Source organism: Sorangium sp. So ce448, assembly GCF_051520915.1.
GTDB lineage: Bacteria > Myxococcota_A > Polyangia > Polyangiales > Polyangiaceae > Sorangium > Sorangium cellulosum_B.
Window position 1 is genome coordinate 63,931 of record NZ_CP150343.1, and the last position, 21,594, is coordinate 85,524.

Annotated in this window: 19 protein-coding genes; 6 read left to right on the forward strand and 13 right to left on the reverse strand. The window is 72.0% G+C overall.

Annotated features, from left to right (window positions below; genetic code table 11):
* Nucleotides 1-57 precede the first annotated feature (57 nt).
* Both WMF45_RS00290 and WMF45_RS00295 read left to right on the forward strand, forming a co-directional pair.
* Nucleotides 58-1,050 carry a hypothetical protein gene (locus tag WMF45_RS00290; RefSeq protein WP_437714971.1) on the forward strand — a complete coding sequence of 331 codons (993 nt, stop codon included), beginning with the start codon at nucleotides 58-60 and terminating at the stop codon, nucleotides 1,048-1,050.
* Nucleotides 1,051-1,091: 41 nt separating this feature from the next.
* Nucleotides 1,092-2,090: a hypothetical protein gene (locus tag WMF45_RS00295; RefSeq protein WP_437714972.1), complete on the forward strand. Its 999-nt coding sequence runs from the start codon at nucleotides 1,092-1,094 to the stop codon at nucleotides 2,088-2,090.
* A 76-nt stretch (nucleotides 2,091-2,166) separates the two neighbouring features.
* On the opposite strand, the gene WMF45_RS00300 is transcribed toward WMF45_RS00295, so the two are convergent.
* Nucleotides 2,167-3,429 carry a bifunctional nucleoside/nucleotide kinase/histidine phosphatase family protein gene (locus WMF45_RS00300; protein ID WP_437297096.1) on the reverse strand — a complete coding sequence of 421 codons (1,263 nt, stop codon included), beginning with the start codon at nucleotides 3,427-3,429 and terminating at the stop codon, nucleotides 2,167-2,169.
* Between the two features lie 9 nt (nucleotides 3,430-3,438).
* Nucleotides 3,439-4,251 carry a peptidoglycan editing factor PgeF gene (gene pgeF / locus WMF45_RS00305; RefSeq protein ID WP_437714973.1) on the reverse strand — a complete coding sequence of 271 codons (813 nt, stop codon included), beginning with the start codon at nucleotides 4,249-4,251 and terminating at the stop codon, nucleotides 3,439-3,441.
* Nucleotides 4,252-4,337: 86 nt separating this feature from the next.
* Here pgeF and WMF45_RS00310 point away from each other — a divergent pair, with 86 nt between their 5' ends.
* Both WMF45_RS00310 and WMF45_RS00315 read left to right on the forward strand, forming a co-directional pair.
* Nucleotides 4,338-5,543: a serine/threonine-protein kinase gene (locus WMF45_RS00310; RefSeq protein ID WP_437714974.1), complete on the forward strand. Its 1,206-nt coding sequence runs from the start codon at nucleotides 4,338-4,340 to the stop codon at nucleotides 5,541-5,543.
* Nucleotides 5,544-5,981: 438 nt separating this feature from the next.
* Nucleotides 5,982-8,528, forward strand: a complete 2,547-nt coding sequence (locus tag WMF45_RS00315) for a PBP1A family penicillin-binding protein (protein WP_437714975.1) — start codon at nucleotides 5,982-5,984, stop codon at nucleotides 8,526-8,528.
* Nucleotides 8,529-8,635: 107 nt separating this feature from the next.
* Here WMF45_RS00315 and WMF45_RS00320 read toward each other — a convergent pair whose 3' ends face one another.
* From WMF45_RS00320 to fadI, 11 genes are all read right to left on the reverse strand, one after another.
* A complete protein-coding gene (locus WMF45_RS00320; protein WP_437714976.1) occupies nucleotides 8,636-8,887 on the reverse strand; it encodes a hypothetical protein in 252 nt (83 codons plus the stop codon).
* A gap of 181 nt (nucleotides 8,888-9,068) precedes the next feature.
* Nucleotides 9,069-9,776, reverse strand: coding sequence for a hypothetical protein (locus tag WMF45_RS00325; protein ID WP_437714977.1), 708 nt, complete (start codon nucleotides 9,774-9,776; stop codon nucleotides 9,069-9,071).
* Between the two features lie 129 nt (nucleotides 9,777-9,905).
* On the reverse strand, nucleotides 9,906-10,913 hold the full coding sequence (locus WMF45_RS00330; RefSeq protein WP_437714978.1) for a tetratricopeptide repeat protein: 1,008 nt from the start codon (nucleotides 10,911-10,913) through the stop codon (nucleotides 9,906-9,908).
* Nucleotides 10,900-12,288 (reverse strand): serine/threonine-protein kinase, encoded by a 1,389-nt coding sequence (locus tag WMF45_RS00335; protein WP_437714979.1) that lies wholly within the window; start codon nucleotides 12,286-12,288, stop codon nucleotides 10,900-10,902. Before WMF45_RS00335 ends, WMF45_RS00330 begins: the two co-directional genes overlap by 14 nt.
* Before the next feature lie 135 nt (nucleotides 12,289-12,423).
* A complete protein-coding gene (locus tag WMF45_RS00340) occupies nucleotides 12,424-13,416 on the reverse strand; it encodes a M14 family metallopeptidase (RefSeq protein WP_437714980.1) in 993 nt (330 codons plus the stop codon).
* 110 nt (nucleotides 13,417-13,526) lie between these two features.
* Nucleotides 13,527-14,501: an agmatinase gene (gene speB / locus WMF45_RS00345; protein ID WP_437714981.1), complete on the reverse strand. Its 975-nt coding sequence runs from the start codon at nucleotides 14,499-14,501 to the stop codon at nucleotides 13,527-13,529.
* Nucleotides 14,502-14,509: 8 nt separating this feature from the next.
* On the reverse strand, nucleotides 14,510-15,289 hold the full coding sequence (locus WMF45_RS00350; protein ID WP_437714982.1) for a lysophospholipid acyltransferase family protein: 780 nt from the start codon (nucleotides 15,287-15,289) through the stop codon (nucleotides 14,510-14,512).
* 12 nt (nucleotides 15,290-15,301) lie between these two features.
* Nucleotides 15,302-15,862 (reverse strand): GNAT family N-acetyltransferase, encoded by a 561-nt coding sequence (locus WMF45_RS00355; RefSeq protein WP_437714983.1) that lies wholly within the window; start codon nucleotides 15,860-15,862, stop codon nucleotides 15,302-15,304.
* Nucleotides 15,863-16,025: 163 nt separating this feature from the next.
* A complete protein-coding gene (locus WMF45_RS00360; RefSeq protein ID WP_437714984.1) occupies nucleotides 16,026-17,006 on the reverse strand; it encodes an SDR family oxidoreductase in 981 nt (326 codons plus the stop codon).
* A gap of 247 nt (nucleotides 17,007-17,253) precedes the next feature.
* Nucleotides 17,254-19,476, reverse strand: a complete 2,223-nt coding sequence (gene fadJ, locus WMF45_RS00365) for a fatty acid oxidation complex subunit alpha FadJ (protein WP_437714985.1) — start codon at nucleotides 19,474-19,476, stop codon at nucleotides 17,254-17,256.
* On the reverse strand, nucleotides 19,473-20,783 hold the full coding sequence (gene fadI, locus WMF45_RS00370; RefSeq protein ID WP_437714986.1) for an acetyl-CoA C-acyltransferase FadI: 1,311 nt from the start codon (nucleotides 20,781-20,783) through the stop codon (nucleotides 19,473-19,475). The genes fadJ and fadI overlap by 4 nt, the downstream gene beginning before the upstream one ends.
* Before the next feature lie 259 nt (nucleotides 20,784-21,042).
* On the opposite strand from fadI, the gene WMF45_RS00375 reads away from it, so the two are divergent.
* Together WMF45_RS00375 and WMF45_RS00380 are read left to right on the forward strand one after the other, a co-directional pair.
* A complete protein-coding gene (locus WMF45_RS00375; protein WP_437714987.1) occupies nucleotides 21,043-21,255 on the forward strand; it encodes a hypothetical protein in 213 nt (70 codons plus the stop codon).
* On the forward strand, nucleotides 21,252-21,458 hold the full coding sequence (locus WMF45_RS00380; RefSeq protein WP_012232684.1) for a hypothetical protein: 207 nt from the start codon (nucleotides 21,252-21,254) through the stop codon (nucleotides 21,456-21,458). The genes WMF45_RS00375 and WMF45_RS00380 overlap by 4 nt, the downstream gene beginning before the upstream one ends.
* Nucleotides 21,459-21,594 lie beyond the last annotated feature (136 nt).

Here is a 21,594-nt window from a genome sequence, read left to right on the forward strand (position 1 = left end):
GGCGGCCGGCCGCGGCCGCCCGCCCCTCTGCCACGCCGATCCTCACGGCCCCGAGCCATGCCCGCCGAACCGATCACGGCCGCCCAGATCTTCGAGCGCTTCTTCGCGCCGCACTACCCGCCCGACGCGCTCGCCGACCTGGCAGGCGCGCGTTCCACGGACGCGAACCCGGCTGGGAACCCGTCGATCCTGGCCCAGATCGACCACGCAGCTGAGGTGTTCGCCCGCCTCGCGCCCGCGGCGTTCGGCGCGCCCGATCTCGGGCTCGACTTCTCCGATGCGTCGGTCCACCGGCTCGGCGCGGCGCTGACGCGCGAGCGACGCGACGCCTGGCTCGCGCCGGCAGGCGGCCCTTCCGATGCGCGCGGATCGAGCGGCGCGTCGTCGGCGAGCGCGGGCGGAGAGCCTCCCATGCTCGTCACCCTCGTGACGCACGGGGCGCTCTACGTCGGGGCGTGCGTCGTCAAGAATCACGGCGGAAAATGGCAGGTCCGGAGGCCCCTGTGGGAGTCGCTGGTCCGGCTCGAGTCGAGCGCAGGGACGGGCGATCTCGCGATCTTCCAGTGGTGGCTCAAGGCGCTCAGCGACGAGGAGATCGGCCGCGGCAGGCTCGTGGATCGCTACCGCACCCACGTCGAGGTGCCGACGTTCGACGCGGAGCGGCTGCCGATCCTCGCCGCGGGCGACCGGCGGATCCCGAAGCTCGCGAAGGTCCGTTACGACACGCTCTACAAGCACCTCCGCGCGCACCTGCCGGAGCTCAGGTCCGTGGGCGACGATTTCCCCTCCCCGGAGCGCTTCGAGGAGCTGGGCTTCAAGAGCATGGAGTTCGCGTTGCTCGGCGGCGGGCGGATGCTCCTCATGCACGGGGCGACCGCGGACGGGGTGCACCTGCTCTGGCTCGACGCGAGCGGCTTCGTGAAGTCGCTTTACTACCCGGCGGACAGCTTCCCCGCCCACGTGGTCCAGATCGAGGGCCAGAAGATCCGGGTGATCGTGCCCGTCCGCGGCGAGAGCCAGGTGCACGAGATGCTCTGGTGGGGGGCGTAGCCGGCTCGCGCACGGAGCGCGCCGGCGGTAGGCTCGGCCCCGTGCTCTCGCCCGACGTCCGCTTCGAGGGGTTCACCGCGACCGACTGGGTTCGCGTGCTGTCGTTGTTCCGGCCCAGGCGCGCGGGCATCGACGAGCGCGAGGTGGGCCGGCCGCGCGGCGGCGTCGTCGCGGTCCACGCGGGCGGCAAGCTGAGAAAGCTCGTGCACACGGACGCGGGCCGGCTCCGGATCGACGACGCGCAGCGCGCCCTCCCGCTCTCGGCGGAGGAGCTCGCCGCGAGCCACCACGCGAGCTGGGCCGCCGTGCTTGAGGCGGGTGTCCTCGAGGCCATCGTGGAGCGGTTCGGGGCGCGGGTGCGGCGCGGCGACGATCTCATCGGCCAGTCGCTCCTGCTGCTGCAGCTCGCGCGCGAGGAGCTCCTCGCGGGGAGGATCGATCTCTGGCCGGCGAGGCTGCGCGGCGTGCCGATGCCCTCGGCGGGCGTCGTGCGCGGCACGCTGGAGTCGCTCGCGGGGGTCGGCAAGACGGTGGTGATCGGCCTGTTCGAAGGCGGGGAGCTCTGGACGAGCGTCGCGCTCCGCCGCGACGCCCGCGGGATCAACCTGATCCTCGGGCCGGACGAGGTGCGGGAGGACATGGGGCTGCTCGCGGGCGACTGGCGGCGCGACTACCGGCACCTGTCGCGCGCCATCGAGGAGCGGGCAGGGGAGCTGTCGCTCGGCTGCTTCGCGGAGGCGGAGACCATCCGGCAGCTCGAGGTCGACCCGAGCCCGGGCGCCTGGGCCAGGGCGGTGGCGGTGCGCGACGTGATCCTCGCGCCGGTGCCGGCGGCCCTCGCCATCCCGCTCGGGATCGACGCGGGGCGCGCGGCGCTCAGCGCGCTCCGCGCGCTCGTGGAGCGGATCGACCCGATGGGGATCGTGGCGCCAGCGGTGCGGGCGGTGCTGGAGAGGGCCGGGACCGACAGCGACATGGCCGCGATGCTGCCGTTCCACCCGCTGGAGCTCCTCCGCAAGCTGATCAGCCGGGATCGCTGAGCCGGCGCGGCCCCGCCGCAGCGCGGCCGGCTCCTCCAGCGCGGCGCGCATCTCCAGCGCGGCCGCGCTGCCTGGCTCAGGGGTGCGCGGTGCTCGAGTCGCCGCCCTGGACGGCGGGCGCGAGCTGGAAGCGGCGCTCCTCGCAGGCATACGCCGTCGGGGTCAGCTCGATGACGGTGTGCAGCGGGATCGGCAGCGTCGGGCACGAGGGCGCGGGGCGATCCACGAGGTAGGCGTAGAGCGCGCGCAGCACCGCCTGGTGGCCGATCACGAGCACGGGCGAGCGCTGGCGCTCGAGCTGGATGATCAGCGGGTCGAGGCGCTGGATGACGTCCTCGTACGACTCGCCGCGCGGGTAGCGGTAGCGGAACTTGTCGGCCGCGCGCGCGTTGAAGACCTCGGGCATCTGCTGGCGGATCTCCTCGTACGTCATGCCCTCGCAGACGCCCGCGTCGATCTCGTCGAGGGCGCGCCAGGCGACGTGGTTCTGCGTCATCGGGCGCGCGGTCTGGATGGTGCGGCGCAGCGTGCTCGTCCAGACGTTGACGTGCTCGTCGCCGGCGCGCTCGCGGATGAACGCGGAGAGGTTCTTCGCGTACTCGTCGCCGCGCGCGCTGAGATCCGAGTCGCCGCCGAGCAGCCCCTTCTCGTTGAACACGCTCTCCCCGTGGCGCGTCAGCCAGATCGGGTGCGGCGTGAGGTGCATGTTCATCAAGAGCGGGACGAGGCGCGCCGGCAGGTAGCCGTGGATGCGGTTCAGCACGACCTGGCGGCCGACGTCGATGATCTTGATGTAGCTCCGCTCGGGCTCGCCGAGCGGCTCGTACGCGCGGGCGTAGTGCGCGATGCGCGCGCGGAAGTCGCGCAGCGCCGCCTCCGGGTCGACGCCCTGGTAGTCCGGCGAGCGGAGCTTCGTCTCGCGGACGTTGGTCTCGATGATCGACTCGTCGTTGCAGATCGACTCGATGAAGACGACCGGGAAGCCGTGCGCCTGGCAGCGCTCGGTGACGAGGTTCCGGCGAGCACGCGTGCTGTTCGTGGCGTCGTAGATCGCCACCTCGCCGCCGGAGCTGAGCCAGCCGATGAGGTCGTCGAGGGCGGTCATCGCCATGCCGAGGAGCGCCTGGCGTCCCGCGGTGTTGTTGGGGTCGAAGAACTGGTGCGGCTGCGCGGTGCCGAGGTGCGCGCGGCGGTAGTTGCCCACGTTGAAGAGCCGCGTGGGGTGGCCGAGCCACGACAGGTACCTCGCGATCTTGCGGGCGATGGACGTCTTCCCACGGGCGGGCAAGCCCACCATGGCGAGCACGATCGGCGAGGAGTCGCGCGCGAGCGAGACCATGGGAGCGTTCTAGCCGATGACGGTACGGCCGGCGACGATGACGGAGAGCAGGCGGCCGCTGCGCTGTCCGTCGCGCCGGTACGAGAAGAAGCGGGCGGGGTCACACGCGGTGCAGCCGGGGACGTCCTCGACCGAGGTTGCGTCCAGGCCGACCTCGGTGAGCTGGGCCCTGAGGATGCGGCGGACGTCGACGTGGGGGCGCGCGCCGGACGCCCGGCGGACGACGGCGGCGGCGCCCGCGCTGGAGCACGCGGCGAGATCGGCGGCGACGTCGTCGCCGACCTCGAAGCAGCAGGCCTCGATGTGCGGGCCGATGGCCGCGACGAGATCCGCGCCCGGGCCGGCGAGCGAGCGGAGCGCGCGGGCGGCCTCGACCACGACCCGGCGGACGGTCCCACGCCAGCCGCTGTGGACCGCGGCGACGGCGCCGGTCCGGCGATCGGCGAGGAGGATCGGGGCGCAGTCGGCGCTGCGGACACCGCAGCCGACGCCGGGTACGCGCGAGAGGGTCACGTCTCCGACCTGGCGGACGACGTCGTCGCGATCCTCCTCACCTGTGAGGACCCGCGCCTCGACGCCGTGGACCTGGCTGAGGAAATAAAGGCGCGCCGCCGGGATGCCGAGGCGCCGCGCGGCGCGCTCCAGGTTCTGCCGGACGGCGGCGGGGTCGTCGCCGAGGGCGATGGCGAAGCTCAGGGTGTCCCACGGGGGGGCGCTGACGCCGCCGCGCCGCGTGAAGAAGGCGTGCGAGAAGCCGGCGGCGGCGAGGAGCGGGCTCTCGAGCGCCTCGGCCGCCCCCTGGGCGTCAATTTTTACGGTCATTTTGGCTCCACGGCGGGATCCGCTGCGTCGGCTGCTTCGGTCATAGACGATACGGGTGGGTTGCGTGGTATTTTCCGGCTCCACGCATGGCTGCCGGTCCGGACCCGAATATCGGTCGAGATCTGCTCGGAGGGCAGTTCCAGATCCTTCAGAAGATCGGCTCCGGCGGCATGGGGTCGGTCTACAAGGCCGCACAGCCGGCGATGAACCGGATGGTGGCGGTGAAGATCCTCCACCCCAAGCTCGCGAACCGGAAGGATCTCGTCTCTCGCTTCCGCCGCGAGGCGCGGGCGATGAGCCACCTCACGCACCCGAACACGGTCAAGGTGCTGCTCTACGGCGAGCTCGAGGACGGCTCGCTGTACATCGTGATGGAGTACCTGGAGGGCAAGAACCTGAACCAGGTGGTCCGCAAGGAAGGGCCGCTGCCCGTCGAGCGCGCGATCCCGGTCCTCATCCAGGTCTGCGGCGCGCTGCAAGAGGCGCACATCCAGGGGATCGTGCACCGCGATCTCAAGCCCGAGAACATCTTTCTGTCGACCAACGGCGGGCTGAAGGACTACCCGAAGGTGCTCGACTTCGGCCTCGCGAAGGTGACGGAGCGCGAGCTCAGGCCGGGGTCGGTGATGCTCACGCAGGAGGGCATGGTCTTCGGGACGCCGGAGTTCATGTCGCCCGAGCAAGCGCAGGGCAAGGTGCTCGACGCGCGGAGCGACATCTACTCGCTCGCGACCATCCTGTACGAGGTGCTCACGGGCAAGCTGCCGTTCGAGGCGCGCACGCCCATGGAGTACATCCAGCACCACGTAACGAGGAACCCGATCCCGCTCGATGACCGCGTCCCCGGGAAACAGTTTCCGCCGGGGCTCAGCGCGGTGCTCGGCAAGGCGCTCGAGAAGCGGCCCGAGGATCGGTTCGAGTCGGCCGCGGAGTTCGCGGACGCGCTCAAGCCGTTCGCGGGCGGCGCGGGCAAGGGCTACACGGCGATGATGCCGAAGAAGGCGAACGCGGTGCTCGAGCAAGCGTCGAAGCAGCACGCCGCCGCGCTCCAGGCGAACAAGTCGTCCGCGCCGTCCGCGTTCAAGTCGCCCGCGAAGACGGTGAAGATGGTCCAGCAGCCGCCGGCGCCGTCCGCGAAGCCAGCGCCCGCGCCGGTGCCCCTCGCCAAGCCGCCCAGCAAGGCGCCGGCCAAGGCGGAGGCGAAGCCGCTGCTCCTCGTCGGCATCGCGGCGGGCTGCCTGATCGCAGGCATCCTGATCACCATCGTGGCCATGCGGCTGTTCCAGGGCTGATCCTCCGCGAGCGCGCCCCGGATCCAGGCGGGCCTCCGTGGGCGTGCTAGCGTCGCCGCGCCGGCGCGCCGGGCGCTCTGGATGCGCATCGCCTGCGCCAGCGTTCACGGGGACGGCGTCATGGCCTCGGAGCAATCACGGAACCCAGGGGGAAACGAGAACGATCCGGTCAGGAAGACCGATGCGCCGGATCGGGCGTCGGAGCCGCTGCGTCAGGCATCGGACCCGCTGCGTCAGGCATCGGAGCCGCTGCGTCGAGCGTCGGACCCGCTGCGTCGAGCGTCGGATCCACTGCGTCAGGCGTCGGACCCGCTGCGTCAGGCGTCGGAGCCGCCGGCGCGGCGGTCGGGGCCGCCGGGGCGAGGGAGCGAGCCGCCGGAGCGGATCAGCGGGGCAACGCGGCCGGCGAGCGCGCCGCACCTCGAGGGCGCGCAGCGCTTGCCCAGCCAGCCGGACGGCGCTCCCCCGCAGGAGAGAGGCCCCAGGATCGCGACGTGGGCGAAGCGCATCGGGATCGCGCTCGCGGCCCTGCTCGTCCTCGCCGCCGCCACGATCGCGCTCGTCATCCGGCACTACGAGGCGGATCTCCCCTCGACCCACGAGCTCAAGGACTACCGGCCCCCGCAGGTGACGCGCATCCTCGCGCGCGACGGGACGCGCCTCGGCGAGGTCTTCACCGAGCGGCGCACCGTTGTGCGCATCGGCGAGATCCCGAGCCAGGTGAAGCTGGCCGCGCTCGCCGCCGAGGACGCAGGCTTCTACGAGCACGCAGGGCTGAACTACCTCGGCATGCTCCGCGCGCTCGCGGTGAACCTCCGCTCGACCCGGGCCCGGCAGGGCGCGAGCACCATCACGCAGCAGGTCGTGAAGAACGTCCTGCTCACGCCGGATCGGACCTTCAACCGCAAGGCGCGCGAGATCATCCTCGCCCGCAAGATCGAGCAGGAGCTCACCAAGGACGAGATCCTGGAGCTCTACCTCAACAAGATCTACTTCGGCCACGGCCGCTACGGGGTCGAGGAGGCGAGCCGCTACTACTTCGGGAAGGGCGTGCGCGACGTGACGCTCGCCGAGGCCGCGCTGCTCGTCGCCATCGTGAAGGGGCCTTCGGTGTACTCGCCGCGGGTGAACCTCGAGCGCGCCGTGGCGCGGCGCGACTTCGTGCTCGATCAGATGCAGCGCAAGGCCTTCGCGGACGAGATCCAGGTGGCGCAAGCGAAGCAGGAGCCGGTCGTGCTCGCCATCGAGACCGAATCGCTCGCCGAGCTCGCGCCCGAGGTCGTCGGCGAGGCGCAGCGCCTGTTGCGTGAGCTCGTCGGGCCCGCCGCGCAGCAAGGCGGCTACACGATCACGACCACGATCGATCCGGCGATGCAGGCGGCGGCGCGCGCGTCCGTCCGCAAGAACCTCGACGCCTACGCGAAGCGGCACAAGCTGCTCGGCCCGCTCGCGCGGAGCAAGAAAGAGCCGCCGGCCTTCGAAGGGACGCCCGCCGGCCACAAGGTCTTCCGGGGGGTCGTGACGGGCGCCGACGACGCCCGAGGGACGCTCTCGGTGCGCGTGGGCACGCTGGAAGGCACGGTCACGCTCCGCGGCGCGCAGCGGTACAACCCGAACGGGCTCCCGCCGAGCAAGTTCGCCGACGTCGACAAGGTGGTGCGCGTCAGCCTGATCGGCCCCGCGCCGGAGCCGGTCGTCGAAGCAGCCGCCGCAGGCCAGGAAGAGGACGAGGACGCCGCTGGAGAGGCAGGGCGCGCCCCGCCCGCGGGCAAACCGGGGAAGCCCGCGGCTCCGGTGCCGCTGCGGCTCGAGCTCGGACCCGAGGGGGCGCTCGTCGCGATCGACGTGCGCACGCGCGAGATCGTCGCCCTCGTCGGCGGCTACGAGGCGGTGCGCGGCGGGCTCGACCGGGCGACGTTCGCGCGGCGGCAGCCAGGGTCGACGTTCAAGGCGTTCGTCTACGGCTACGGCATCCACGCGCGCACGCTGACGCCGGCGACGATCCTCGACACCGATCCGCTGGCCATCGCCGGGTACAAGCCGCAGAACTACGACGAGAGCGAGGGGAAGTCGCCGGCGCGGCTCCGGGAGGCGGCGGCGCACAGCGTGAACGTGGCCGCGGTGTCGGCGCTGTCGCGCGTCGGCGCCTCGAACGTGGTCGCCTTCGCCGGCGCGCTCGGCGTCCAGTCGAAGCTCGGCGCAGACCTGTCGCTCGCCCTCGGCGCCTACGAGGTCACGCCGCGCGAGATGGCCGCCGCGTACGCGAGCATCGCCGCGGGCGGCGTCCACGAGCAGCCGGTCCTGATCACGAAGATCGTCGGGCCCGGCGGGGTGGAGATCCCGCTGCCGCCACGCCGTCCGGGGCACCGCGTGATGGAGGAGGCGGAGGCCTACGTGCTCACGAGCGTGCTGACGTCGGTCGTGCAGAGCGGGACCGCCAGGCAGGCGCGCTCGCTTGGGCGGCCGATCGCCGGCAAGACGGGGACGACGAACCAGTCGAAGGACACCTGGTTCGTGGGTTACTCGACCGACATCGCGTGCGCCGTGTGGACCGGTTACGACGACGCGGCGCCGCTCGGGAGCGGCGAGACGGGCGCCATGGCGGCGCTGCCGGCGTTCGTGGACTTCATGAAGCAGGCGCACGCGAAGCGCCCGGCCGCCGATTTCCCGGTGCCGAGCGGCGTCGTGCGCGTGAAGATCGATCCGCTGACGGGTCTCCTCGCGCGCGAGGGGCAGGAAGACGCCATCGAGGAGGTGTTCGTCGCCGGGACGGAGCCGACCGAGGAGGCGCAGGTCCCCGAGGCGGACGCGGGCGCGGAGCCGGCGGACGGCGGGGCGCCAGCCGAGCAGCAGGGCACCCCGCCGGCGCCAGGCGAGGGGCCGCGGCCGGTGGAGCCAGGGGCCGCGCCAGCGCCTGTCGAGTCGGAGCACGCGCCGGAGCCGGGTCCGCTGCCGGCCGGCGAGACGGCGCCGCCGCCGTTCTGAGCGGCGCGGGCGCACGAGCGCCCTGATCGGCGAGAGGGGCGGGGAGGCCGAGGCGGAAGGAGAGTCCGCTCCGCCCGGCGCTCCAGGCGCTCGGACCGGCCGCCGCCCTACCCGGTGCCGGGCGCCGACATGCCCGCTCGGATCGTGGCGCCGGCGCCGGCGCCGACCTCGGGAAACGGGCCCATGACCGCCAGCGTGAGGCCGTCCTCCTGCAGGTTCACGAAGAGCGCCTTGCCGTCGGGCGAGGAGCACACGCCGGAGAGCTCTCTCATGCTCCGCGCGTTGCGCGCGAAATCGAAGATCTGCCCGTCCAGCGTCACGCCTCGAAGGTAGTTCCCTCGATAGCCATCCTCCGCCATGAAGAGCTCTCGAAACCAACACATGCCGTCCGGCCGGCCGGGAACTCGGTGCCGAAAGGCACGGAAGGCAATTGCCACATGGGCGCTGCGGGGCCGATGCACGAGAGGAACGCAGGGCCGCGCGCGAGGAGAGGTCGAGTCGGTCAGCGCGCTGGCCGGGACACACGCCACCTTCGTGGCGTCATCCCACCTGGCCTTCGTCACCGACGTTACGGGCCAGGACCTTCGAGGACACCCGGCCGACGAGCCGCCGCAGGACCTGCTTCGCGCCGATCGCGCCGCCAGCGCCCACCGCGAAGACGAGAGGCGCCGCGGCGCCGCCGGTCACCGCGACGAGGCCCGCCGCGAGCAGCACGCCGGCGCCGGTCGCCACCGCGCCTGTCGAGGCCTCCTGCGCCGCGTGCGCGAGCGCTTCCTTCTTCGTCATCTCGCCTCGCTGGTAGGCCGTGACGCCCTCGTAGGCACCGAAGGCGCCGTCGAGCACGAACCCGATACCGGCCGCCTTGCCCGCGCCCTTCAGGATCTCCCGGCCCGCGGCCCTCATCGCCTCGCGGGCCAGCCCCTTCGCGACCGTGGCCGAGACGCCGTCGGTGAGCGCGGCCTGGCCCGCGTGCCGCCCCGCTGCCTGCACGACGATCGCGGCGGCCTGCGTTCCGCCCTGATCCCCGATGATCTTCGCCGCCGTCTGCGCGCCCAGCGAGAGCCCGGGCGCGAGCGCGTCTACGACCGCCGTGGTGTTCTCGACCATCACGCGCCGCAGGCCCTCCCGCGCGCCGTCGTCGAGGAGCCTCTTGCCCGCCGCCGAGAACAGCGCCTCCGCCGCCCCGCGGACGGCGACCGCGCCGCTCCCTGCAATCGAACCAAGGATCTTGTTTCGCTGTGAGCTCATCTCGACCTCCCCGCCTCGCGCGCCCTCGCCTCGATCATGGGGTAGCGCCCGGGTGCGGAAAGACAAGCTCAGCGACGCGCGCTCCCACGCCGCCGTGTCGCGGCGCCGGCCGCGTCCGATCGCCAGACCTCAGAACCTCACGAGCAGGCGCGAGCCAAGGCCGCCCGGGGCTGGCGTGAGGACGAGCTCTGCCGCCGGCTTGCCAGCGGCCGGCGCCGTCGGCTCGGAAGGGCTCAGCAGGAGCAGCGTGACGCCGGCGCCGATCCCGACGAGGCCGACGCCGGCGAAGACGCCGGCGAGCGTCGAGGCGGTCTTGCCCGTGTCGTAGTCGCCCTGGAGCGACGGCGGGCACTCGTAGGCGCCTCCGCCGGCAGGGGAGCACCCCTCCTCGACCGCAGACAGCGCGCCGGCGCGCACGGCCAGCGCCACGACGGTCGCGATCGCGCCAGCGCCGCCGACGCCGAGCGCGACGTAGCCGCCCATGCGAATGCCGCTGGCCGGCGTGCCGGAGGCGCTCGGCGCGGAGAGCGCGTCGCGCGCCGGGAGCGGCGCGGGCACGGTCAGCGTCACGACCTGACGGGCGCCAGGCGTGAGCTCGGCGCGCTCCGCGATCGGCGCGGCGCCGCCGTAGAACAGCTCGACCGTGTGGGCGCCGAGATCGCGCTCGAGCTCGACGCCGAGGAGCCTCGGGTCGAGGGGCTTGCCGTCCAGCACCACCTGGACCGGCGGCCGCCCCTCGGCGCCTTTCAGCCGGACGGTCAGCGTCCCGACCTTGCCGCCGAGCGCCCGGTAGCGGGCCTCGGCGTCATCGCTCCACCCGGCGTACTTCGCCTCGTTGGACTGGAGCGCGGCGCGCCGGAGATCCCACCAGTCGCGCCTCGCCGAGGCATAGCGGCCGAGCTCCTCCTCGCACTCGGCGATGTTCCGGAGCGCGCCGAGCCCCTCGGGGTAGATCTCCAGCGCGCTCCGGAAGGCGAGGACCGCCTGCTCGCACTGCCCGGTGCTCCGCAGCTCGCGGCCCCGGGCGAACAGCGTCTTCGCGTCCTCCTCGGCCCCGACGGCGAGCGCGCGCGCCGGCGCCGCCGCGAGCATGGCGACGCTGCAGAGCGTGATGAGCCGCCGCTCAAAAGGTCTCACTCTTGTCGATCTCCTTGCGGCGCCGGGGCACCGTGGGCGCGGCGGTCGCCGTCGCGCGCGGGGCGGCCTTGTCAGCCCCGAGGCGGCGCTGGGACGAGCGCGGCTGCGCAGGCGCTGCGGAGGAAGGCGGCGCAGGCGCCGCTGCGGAGGCCGGCGGCTCGGTCGTGGCCGGCGGCTCGGCCGCGGCGGGCTGCTGCGGTGGGGGCGGTGAGCGCAGCGCGACCGCCTGGAGCGCGCCCCGCACGCCGGGGGCCATGAGCCGCGCCGGCTGCTCCAGGCGCGGCCGATCGAGCAGGCGCGCCGCCAGCGCGGCGGTCCCCCCGAGCACGCTCAGGCAGGCCAGCACCACGGCGGGCGCCACCCGGGGCCGCCGCGGCGGCGCGACCTCCGCGGGCGGCTCGGGCGGCGGCGCAGAGAGCGCGGCGTGGTACGCCCCCACCATCTCGCGGATCGAGGCGAACCGCTGCGCCGGCCCCTTCGCGAGGGCGCGCGAGAACCAGGCGTCGAGCCCCTGGGGAAGCGACCGCCGGACCTCCGTGGCAGGCTCGAAATCGCGGGTGCTGACCGCCACGATGATCTCCGCGATGCTGTTGCCTTGAAAAGGCGTCCAGTCCGTCAGCACCTCGTAGGCCAGCACGCCGAGCGCCCAGACGTCGGCCCGCGCGTCGACCGCGAGCGGCGAGGCGAGCTGCTCCGGGCTCATGTAGTTCGGCGAGCCCAGCATGACGTCGGCCTCCGTCTCCTGCGGCCGATCCAGGCCCAGATCGCCGTGCAGCGCCTTGGCGATGCCGAAATCCGCGACCTTCACCGTCAGCTCCGCGCCGGGCGTGTCGACGAGCATCACGTTCGAAGGCTTCAGGTCGCGGTGCACGATGCCCATGTCGTGCGCCACGGTGAGCGCGTCCCCGATCTGATCAAGGATGTCCCCGAAGCGCGCCGGATCGATCGGCCCCTTGTGGCGCACCTCGGCGAACAGCGTTCGCCCCGGGATGTACTCCATCACCAGGTAAGGGATGTCGTCGTGGACCCCTGCGTCGTGGACCGCGACGATGTGCCGTGTGCGCGCGCTCAGGCGGGCCGAGATCTGGGCCTCGAACCGGAACCTCTCCAGGACGGTGCGGCTCCGCTCCGCGTCGCCGGTCAGCGAGGCGCTGAGGAACTTCACGGCGAGCTCGGTCTTGAGCGTGACGTGCACGGCGAGCCAGACCTCGGCCATGCCCCCGCGCCCGAGCGGTCGAACCAGCCGGTATTTGCCGTCGACGACCTCGTCGGAGGTGTGCTGCCAGATGTCCGACTCGTCGGCGCCGGCCTGACGAGCCGCCGCGCTCGGGCTGATCCGCACGGTCGGCGGTATGCGGGGCGTGGCGGCGTCCACGCCCGAAGGATAGTGGATGCCGCGCGCGGGACTGGCACTTTTCGACAGCTTTCGCCGCCGTCGCCCTCTGGCCAGCGCGGGATGGCGGCCAGAGGCAGCCGCGCGCCCGGCGAGCGCACGGAGCGCGCGGCCGTTTCACTCGGCGGCGTCGGCGAAGAGCTCCGCAGGCGGCGCGTCGATCGGCGGGGCCGCCCGCGAGGCCGCGCCGCCCACGCCGCGGTCGAGGGCGTCGCAGAGGAGCGCGCCGACGCCGGGGACGACGTTGGCGATCGCCTCGTCGGCCTCGCGCGGGTTCAACCACCAGAACGGGTTCAGCAGCCGGCGGATGTCGCGGAAGGAGCGTGCAGGACGGCTGACCTCCACCGTGAAGGCGAGCGTTCCGAGGTTGGCGTCGAGCCAGTCGTCCATGTCGCCGATCGTGGGGTACCAGTGCGCCGCCTGGCGGATCTCGTACCGCTCGCGCGGCAAAGCCCGGCAGAAGGCGTCGCCGAGGGCCCGGTACAGCGGCTCGCGCGGGTTGGGCATGTCGGTGTGCGCCCACGGGTAGAGCAGGAGGTTGCCGCAGCTGTGAAAGCCGATCGCGAGCGCAGGCCGCGTCTCCAGCGCGACGTCGCGCAGGGCGCGCGACTCGGGCTCCGAGAACGCGTGAGGCCCCGTGTAGTGCGGCGACCACCGGAGCCGCGAGCCCGCGAACGGGTGCAGCGGCCGCGACGAGGACAGCGGCGCGAAATTCCGGTTCAGATCCACGCCGCGGGCGTTGCAGCGCTGCGACGCCCGCCGCTCGCCGCGGAGGCGCTCCAGGTTGTCGGCGAACGCGTCGGGGTTGACGACCGGCACCACGACGAGCCGCGCCCGCGCCGCCGCGCCCGTTCGTCCGCTCGCCAGGATCGACCGGACCGCATCGAGCAGCGCGAGCCCGCCGATCACCTCGACCCCGTGCATGAGCGACGTCAGCAGGAACGTCGGACCCAGCGGATTGCCGAAGTCGTAGCGCCGCAAGGGTCGTCCGCTTGCGGACGTCCCGATCGCTATTTCCCGTCCGCCGTGGGTGCGCGCGAGGCGCGCCCAGGCATCATCGAGCTGCGGGAGCTCGGCGTAGCGGCCGCATAGATCGGGCGAGCGTGTCATCCCAGTGTCTCTTATGTGACACCGGAATGGCGGCGGGCGCCAGCGGATTGAGCGGATTCATGTGTCGCGATTCCGCGGTTCCACGATTCGCGTGGATTCGTCGATTCGCGTCATCCGCGCTGGTCGCGCTGGTCGCCCTTGCGCGTCGCGAGGAGAGCCAGGCCCTCGAACAGGAGGTGCGCGCCGAGGTGGAGGGTGATGTCGGCGTGATCCAGCGCGGGGCATACCTCGACGAGATCCATGCCCACCAGGTTGATCCCCGCGAGGCCGCGGAGCAGCTGGATCGCCTCGCGTGAGGTGAGCCCGCCGGGCACGGGCGTGCCGGTGCCCGGGGCATAGGCCGGGTCGATGCCGTCGATATCGAAGGAGATGTAGACGGGCGACTCGCCCGCGGCTGCCCTGATGGCGGCGGCGATCGCAGGAGCGCCGTCGCGGTCGATCCGATCCATGCCGTACAGGGTCGCCCCGGCGTGCGCCGCGAAGGCGCCTTCCTCCGGGTGGCCCCACGTGGCACGGATGCCGATCTGGTGAAGCGCGCTCCGCCCGATCAGCCCCTCTTCGATCGCGTTGCGGAACGGCGTGCCGTGGTGGAACGGCTCGCCCCACACCTCCGAGGTGCTCGTGTCGAGGTGCGCGTCGACGTGAACGACCGTGACGGGGCCGTGGCGCCGCGACAGCGCGCGGAGCACCGGGAGCGCGATCGAGTGGTCGCCGCCGACGACGAACGGGGCCGCGCCGGCCGCGAGCACCTCGTCGACCGAGGCCTGGATCAACTCGCGAACGGAGTCTGCGTGAAACGGGGGGAAGGGCACATTGCCCCCGTCGAGCACGTCGATCGCGCGGAACACGTCGATGCCGTGGCCGGGGTGATACGACTGCACGAGCGCGCTCACCCGGCGCAGCTCGTAGGGCGCGAACCGCGCGCCCGGGCGGTACGTGACGCTCCCGTCCCACGGGACGCCGAGGAGCACGGCGTCGGCGCCGGAATAGGCGGACGCGCCGGCTTCGTGGAATCCCGCCGTCGGGAGGCGAAAGAACGGAGTCTGCCCGTGCCGCAGGTACGCGGCTGCTCGTTGTTGAGACATGAGATCTCCTACAGGCTCAAGAGGTCCAGGATCACGGCGCGGGCGCGGTCCGCGAGATCCGCCGCGCCGCCGTGATCGCCGAGCGACGGGCCGAAGGCGATGCGGGCGCTCGCCTCTCGGCGGCTGGAGAAGCGGAGGAAATGGGGGAGGAAGGTGTCGTCGCCCGCCCAGCAGAGCTCCGGATCATCGTAGGTGATGGCCGCGGGCACGATGGGGACGCCCGCGAGCCGGGTGACGCCGAAGATGCCTTTCCGGAACGGGAGGACCTTCTCTCCGCGGGTGGTCGAGCCCTCCGGGAAATTCAGCACCGGGACGCCATGGCGCAGGGCCCGGAGCGCGCTCCGGAGCACGCGCGCGCCGCTCGCCGGGCGCTGCCGATCGACGAGCAGCACGCCGAGATCGCGCGCGCGATCGCCGATGATCGGCCAGCTGCCGATCTCCTGCTTCGCGATGGCGGTGCAGGGGGTGAGCGACGCGAGCAGGATCGGATCGAGGTAGCTGACGTGGTTGGCCACGACAACGAACGGCGACGCGGGGAGCGCGCCGGTCACGCGGACGCGCAGGGAGTGCAGCGCGCACAGGTCCCGCGCGATCCCGTGAAGGAGGCGCGCCCTCTCGCGGTGGCGCGAGGCGGGCAGCGTGGGCAGCAGGCTGGTCCGGAACACGGTGTCGAGCGCGAGCCCCATCACGCCGGAGACCCGGCTGGCGATGGAGAGCGCCTCGGTCCAGGGCCGATCGCCCGCCGCCGGCGCGCGGCGGCCGTGGTCGAGCGGAGCGGTGGTCGTCATGGTCCGTCGGCCTCAGGCCACCGCGGCGATGGTGCCGCTCTCCGCCGCGCGCGGCTCCTTCGCCTCGGCCGGGCGATCGACGAGCCCCACCTTCTCGAAGCGGGCCCGGAGCGCCATGAACGCGTCGCGATCGATGCGCGAGATGATGCGCGGGTGTCCGGTTCCATAGAAATCGGGGCGCACCTCGATCTCCTTGGCGCCGAGCATGGCGTGGAGCGCCCGCGCGGCGTGGTTGTCCTCCTCGACGGTGAACCAGCACGACTCCGCCCATCCAAGGATCGACCCGACGAACGCGCGGAGCAGCGTGTGCGTCGCGCGGGAGCCCTGATACTCGGGCAGGACGGCGAGGGTCGTGCAGTAGACCTCCTTGCCGCGCGTGAAGGAGAGCAGGTAGCCCGCGGGCTTGCCCGCGGCCTCGACCATGAAACAAGAGTCCTTGAAGAAGTCGCAGCAAAGACGGATGTAATACCGCCCGAGCTCCCCTTCGCCCGCGCCGCCGAAGAGGGTCGTCTCCAGGTCCATCAGAGTCGAAAAGTCATCGCTCCGGAGCGTGCGCGCCACATAACGGCTCATTGTTGCGCCTCCTTATTTCAATTGAATCGTTGCTATGGGCGCAGCATGCCGGGACTCGGTGGAGAACACGTCACAGGACCCCCGAGGTTGAGAGACACGTCGGGGGCGATGGCGCGTCAAGATGGCTGGGGAATCGCGTACGGAAGGTGCCAGGACGGCAATGTCATCGTGGCCTGAGGCGCTCTGCCGCCGTGGACGGGAGTGTGAGCGCGAGGCCGGCGAAGGCCCGGACGGTGTCGAGGAGCGCGGCGACGCCCGAGGACGCGCGCCATCCGCCGGTCACGCCGGTCCAGTGCTTCATGGGCACGAAGAGGTTGCCGTCGGTGTGCGGCGCCGCGCGATCCAGGAAGGTCGCGCGGAGCGTGTACGCCGCGAACAGCCGCTCCATGAGGCCCGGGAAGGCGACGAACGCCGCGGCGGTGATGCGGCCGGCGGCGCCGACGTAGACATCGCGCCGCGGCCGCTCGGCGAGGGAGACCATCGCCGCCGCGACCCGCTCGGGGTCGACGATCGGCCGGATCGGCTGGACGGCGCGGCCGGTGAAATTGCCGGCGTGCTGGTAGATCGGGGTGTCGATCGTCGCGGGCAGGAGATTGCAGACGTGGATGTCCGGCGTGCTGGAGAGCTCCTGTCTCAAGCAGGACGTGAGTCCGAGGACCCCGAACTTGGAGATGACGTAGGCGCTCATCGTCGGCGCGCCGAACTTGCCAAGAACGGAGACGTTGTTGATGAGCACCCCGGCGCCCTGCGCGCGGAAACAGGGCAGCACCGCCCGCGCCCCGTGCACATAACCGAGCAGGTTCGTCTCGATGACCTGGCGGTAGGCCTCGTAGGGCGCCTCGTCCGCTCGCGTGTAGAGGAACACGGCGGCGTTGTTCACCCAGACGTCGATCCTGCCGAACACCTCGAGGGCGGCGCGGGCGAGCGCCCTGACGGCGTGCTCGTCCCTCACGTCCGTCGGGACGGCGAGCGCCCGCGCGCCGACGCTGGCGCACTCGGCGGCGACCTCCTCGAGGGCCGCCTCGTTCCGAGCGGCGATGACGACCCGCGCGCCGCGCCTCGCGAACGCTAGCGCGGCCGCCCTGCCAATGCCCGAAGATGCCCCGGTGATAACGACCACCGCGTCACGAATGCACTTCCGCATGACTGGCCCCCTCCCGCGCGGTCTGTCCCTCGCCGAGAGGAGAGCAAGGCGCGGGCCATCAGGGCCCGGGGGCCGGGTCGGATGTGGCCGCGGAGCTCGATTGAAACGGCGAGCGTGATGGATGGATGAAGAATTTACAACGCAAAGACGCAAAGGCGCAAAGACGCAAGGAGAAGAAGAAATGAATCTTTCTCTCTCCCTTGCGCCTTTGCACCTTTGCGCCTTTGCGTTTTTTTCTTCTCTCTCTTCAGCCGTAGAAGGGCTTCCCGGTCCTCGCCGCCTCGACGAGCGCCGGGGCGGGCGTCCAGCGCTTGCCGAAGCGGCGCTCGTAGATCTCGATGCGGCGGAGCACCTCCGCGGCGCCGAGGCCGTCGACGTAACGGAACGGCCCGCCGCGGAACGGCGGGAAACCCAGGCCGAAGATCGCGCCGATGTCGCCGTCGCGCGGGCTCCGGAGGATCCCCTCGCCGAGGCAGTGCAGCGCCTCGTTCACGAGCTGGAGCGAGCAGCGCAGCTGGATCTCCTCGACCGGCACCGGCGGGCTGTCCTTCGCCCTCGGCACCGGCAGCCCGAGCACGCCATAGACGCCCTCGTCGGCGTGCTTGCCCTTGCCCTTCTTCTTCGCCGCCGCGCCGTACAGGTACATCCCCCGCTCGTTCTTGCGGCCCCTCCGGTCGTCGGACACCAGCCTGGCCATCGTGGGAGGCGGCGCGAGGCGGTCGCCGAACGCCTCGAGCATGATCGGGCCGACGTGCGCCGCCACGTCGATGCCCACCTCGTCGAGCAGCGCGAGCGGGCCGACCGGCCAGCCCCACGCGACGAGCGCCGCGTCGACCTGCTCGATCGCGACCCCCTCGGCGAGCAGCCAGCTCGCCTCGTTCATGTACGGTCCGAGGATCCGGCTCGTGTAGAAGCCGACTCCATCGTTCACGACGATGACCGTCTTGCCCTGGCGCTTGCCGACCGCCACCGCCGTCGCGACCACCTCGGGCGACGTCGCCTCGGTCCGGATGACCTCGAGCAACGGCATCTTGTGCACAGGGCTGAAGTAATGCATCCCGACCACGTTCTCCGGCCGCCTCGACGCGGCCGCGATCCGGGAGATCGGGATCGACGACGTGTTCGACGCGAAGATCACCCCGTCCTTGCCGTGCTGCTCGACGTCCCGCAGGACCGCTTGTTTCACCGCGAGCTCCTCGAACACCGCCTCGATCACCAGATCGGCGCTCCGGAGGCCCGAGCCGTCCGTCGTCGCGGTGAGCAGCGCGAGCTTCTCGTCGCGCTCGAGCGGCGTGAGCTGCTTCTTCTTCACCCGCTCGCCGAGGATGTCGGCCACGACCTTGAGCCCGCGGCCGATCGACGCGTCGTCGCGGTCCCGGAGCCGCACGGAGATGCCGGCGTTCAGGCTGACATAGGCGATGCCGGCCCCCATCAGGCCGGCGCCGATCATCGCGATCTTCTCGACCTTCCTCGGCTGCACGGCGGGGTCGTCCACGCCGGTGTCCTTCTTCATCGCGTTCGTCGCGAAGAAGAGCTCCATCAGCCGGTGCGCCGTGCTCGACGCGACGAGCTCGCCGAACGCGCGCGCCTCGACCTCCTTCGACGCCTCGAAGCCCTTCTCGGCATAGGTCCTCAGCACGTCGATGATCCGCTCGGGCGCCGGGTAGTGCCCGCCGGTCTTCTTGCGCGTCTGCCGCGCTGCCTGCTGGAAGAGCAGGGCACGGCCGATCGGGTTCCGCTCGAGGGCAGCGCGGGTGAGCGCGGCGGAGTCGAGCTTCGGCGCGCTCGCCCGCTTGGGCCGGAACGGCGGGCCGGCCGCAGCGAGCTTGAGCGCGAGCGCCGCGGCCGTCTCCCTCAGGATGGCCGCGGGGACGACGTCGTCGGCGACGCCGAGCTGCCGCGCCTTCGAGGGGCGCATGTTCTTGCCGGTGAGGCCGTGGTCGAGCGCCGCGTTCAGGCCGGCGCGCTCCGCGAGCCGCTGGAGCCCGTTGATCCCGGGGAGCAGGCCGAGCTGCACCTCGGGCAGGCCGAGCACCGTCTTCCGGTCGTCGCTCAGCACCCGGGCATGGCAGGCGAGCGCCACCTCGAGGCCGCCCCCGAGCGCGGCGCCGTGGATCGCCGCGACGATCGGCTTCGGCGAGCGCACGATCCGCAGGATCGCCTCGTGGCCGGCACGGCACATCGCCTCGGCCTGGGCCGCTGTGGAGACGCTCTTCAGCATCTCGATGTCGGCGCCCGCGATCCAGGTGTCGGCCTTGCCGGACACGAGGATCGCCGCCTTGATGAGCGGGTTGCTCGCGATCTGGCCCGCGATCCGCTCGAGATCGCCTGTGAACGTGGGCTTCAGCGTGTTGACCGCCTCGCCCGGGACATCGTAGGTGACGACGGCCACGCCGTCGGGGCGCACCTCGAGGGACAGCGGGCTCGCGGCCGCGGGGGCCGGCGTGGCGGCGGCGGATGTCGTGGTCATGCGGCCTCCAGGACGACGGCGGCGCCGAGGCCGCCCGCGGCACAGACGGTGAGGAGCGCGTGGTGCCCGCCGCGCTTCTTGAGCTCTCTGAGCGTGGAGAGGACCATGCGTCCTCCCGTGGCCGCGAAGGGGTGGCCGAGCGCGATCGAGCCGCCGTTGACGTTGAGCTTCTCCGGATCGATCTCGCCGACGGGGGCGGACCGGCCGAGCTTCTCCGCGGCGAACGACGGCGACGCGAGCGCCTTCAGGTTGGACGCGACCTGGGCGGCGAAGGCCTCGTGCATGTCGACGAGGTCCATGTCGGCGAGCGAGAGGCCGGCGCGCTCGAGCGCCCGCGGCACGGCGAGCACCGGGGCCATCAGGAGCTGCCAGCCAGGGTCGACCGCCGCGTAGGACCACGACTTGACGTACCCGAGCGGCTGGTAGCCGAGCGCCTTGGCCTTGCTCTCACGCATCAGGAGCAGGGCGCTCGCCCCGTCGGTGAGCGGCGACGCGTTGCCCGCGGTGATCGTGCCGTGCCGCCGATCGAAGGCCGGCGACAGCTTCGCGTAGGCGTCGAGGGTCGAGTCGTCCCGGACCACGTTGTCGCGCTCGACCGGCTTGTCGTAAGGCGGGGGGATCACGTGCATGACCTCGGCGGCGTAGGTGCCGTCGCGCCAGGCGCGCGCGGCGTTCGTGTGCGAGCGGTGGGCGATGGCGTCCTGCTCGGCGCGCGAGATGCCGTTCTGCTTCGCCATCTTCTCGGCGGCCTCGCCCATCTGCTCGCCCGTGGTCGGCTCGCGGGAGAAGCCCGGGATCGGGGGCACGAGGTCCTTGAGCGAGAGGCGGGAGACGATCTCCAGCCGGGCGCCGAGCGTCCTGGCCTTCTGGAAGTCGGTCAGCGCGGAGGCGAGCTTCCGGGAGACGCCGAGCGGCACGTCGCTCATGCTGTCGGCGCCGCCGACGAGGGCGACGTGGTGCTGGCCGGCGAGCATCGCCTCGGCGGCGCTCGTCATGGCCTGGAGCGACGTGGCACACGCGCGCGAGACGCTGAACGCGTCGGTGTCCTTGGGCAGGCCGGTGCGCAGCACGACCTCGCGCGCGATGTTGAGCCAGTCGAGCGTCGGCACCACCTGGCCGTAGACGACCAGCGTGACGTCGCGCGGGGTCACCTCGCTCCTCTGGAGGAGCTCCTTGACCACCGTGGCCGCGAGATCGACGGTGCGAAGCGCCTTGAGCGCCGTGCCCGCCTTGGTGAACGGCGTGCGCAGCCCGGCAACGACCGCCACCCGGTCCTTGCCGCCCTTCCCATTCTTGCCTGAAGCCATGTCGACTCCTCTGCTGCCGGAGAGCCCATCGCGAGCCCGCCCCGCGCGCCCCGCGCAGCCCCCCGGATCCCGGCGTGCCAGCGCACACCGGTTGGGGGTATTCCCTTAGGTGTGCTAACGCGGCGTGTCAACCGTGGGCGGCGAGGGGGTCGCAGGCGGCGAGGCGCTCCACGAGGAAGCGACGTGGGAGGAAGGACGGTTGGGGCAGCCTGGGCGCTAATTTGGCCCACGGTTGAGCTTGCCGATAGCGTGGTTGGCCATGCGGAAAATCATTCTATGCAGTGCGTTGCTCTGCGGCGCTCCGGCGCTCGCCGGGTGTGCGACATTTGCAAGCGACTCGGCGCCGGCGGCGCCGGGTTATGTGTATGTGGCCGGTCACAAGAACAACCAGCCTGCGATGTGGATGTGCCCTGACGCGCCGGGCAAGGCGGAGTGCACCGAGGTCGAGGTAACGACGGAGGCAGGCGAATGAAGCGTTCTTTGATTTTCGGGCTCCTGCTCGCGAGCTTCGGCGCGATCGGCTGTCAGGGGAGCTACACGAGCATCCGGCAGATCGACGGGACGCGGTACCACGTCACGCGCACGAAGCAGGGCTTCTTCAACGCGTACGGCACCGTGTTCGACTGCCAGGCCAAGGGCGACGCGATGACGTGCGTCGAGATCAGCGATCTGTGAGCTCCGCGCGGGAGCGCTGCTCCCGCAGGGTCTCTAGATCGCCGGCCGGTCGAAGAATCAAAAACGCAAAGGCGCAAAGACGCAAAGGCGCAAAAAGACGCCGAGAAGGATTTTTTTTCTCGCTTCTTCTTGCGTC

Coding starts and splice junctions, on each gene's coding strand:
- WMF45_RS00290 (WP_437714971.1), top strand. CDS start 58: ATGCCCGCCGAACCGATCACGGCCGCCCAGATCTTCGAGCGCTTCTTC.
- WMF45_RS00300 (WP_437297096.1), bottom strand. CDS start 3,429: ATGGTCTCGCTCGCGCGCGACTCCTCGCCGATCGTGCTCGCCATGGTG.
- pgeF (WP_437714973.1), bottom strand. CDS start 4,251: ATGACCGTAAAAATTGACGCCCAGGGGGCGGCCGAGGCGCTCGAGAGC.
- WMF45_RS00310 (WP_437714974.1), top strand. CDS start 4,338: ATGGCTGCCGGTCCGGACCCGAATATCGGTCGAGATCTGCTCGGAGGG.
- WMF45_RS00320 (WP_437714976.1), bottom strand. CDS start 8,887: ATGGCGGAGGATGGCTATCGAGGGAACTACCTTCGAGGCGTGACGCTG.
- WMF45_RS00325 (WP_437714977.1), bottom strand. CDS start 9,776: ATGAGCTCACAGCGAAACAAGATCCTTGGTTCGATTGCAGGGAGCGGC.
- WMF45_RS00340 (WP_437714980.1), bottom strand. CDS start 13,416: ATGACACGCTCGCCCGATCTATGCGGCCGCTACGCCGAGCTCCCGCAG.
- speB (WP_437714981.1), bottom strand. CDS start 14,501: ATGTCTCAACAACGAGCAGCCGCGTACCTGCGGCACGGGCAGACTCCG.
- WMF45_RS00350 (WP_437714982.1), bottom strand. CDS start 15,289: ATGACGACCACCGCTCCGCTCGACCACGGCCGCCGCGCGCCGGCGGCG.
- WMF45_RS00355 (WP_437714983.1), bottom strand. CDS start 15,862: ATGAGCCGTTATGTGGCGCGCACGCTCCGGAGCGATGACTTTTCGACT.
- WMF45_RS00360 (WP_437714984.1), bottom strand. CDS start 17,006: ATGCGGAAGTGCATTCGTGACGCGGTGGTCGTTATCACCGGGGCATCT.
- fadJ (WP_437714985.1), bottom strand. CDS start 19,476: ATGACCACGACATCCGCCGCCGCCACGCCGGCCCCCGCGGCCGCGAGC.
- fadI (WP_437714986.1), bottom strand. CDS start 20,783: ATGGCTTCAGGCAAGAATGGGAAGGGCGGCAAGGACCGGGTGGCGGTC.
- WMF45_RS00375 (WP_437714987.1), top strand. CDS start 21,043: ATGCGGAAAATCATTCTATGCAGTGCGTTGCTCTGCGGCGCTCCGGCG.
- WMF45_RS00380 (WP_012232684.1), top strand. CDS start 21,252: ATGAAGCGTTCTTTGATTTTCGGGCTCCTGCTCGCGAGCTTCGGCGCG.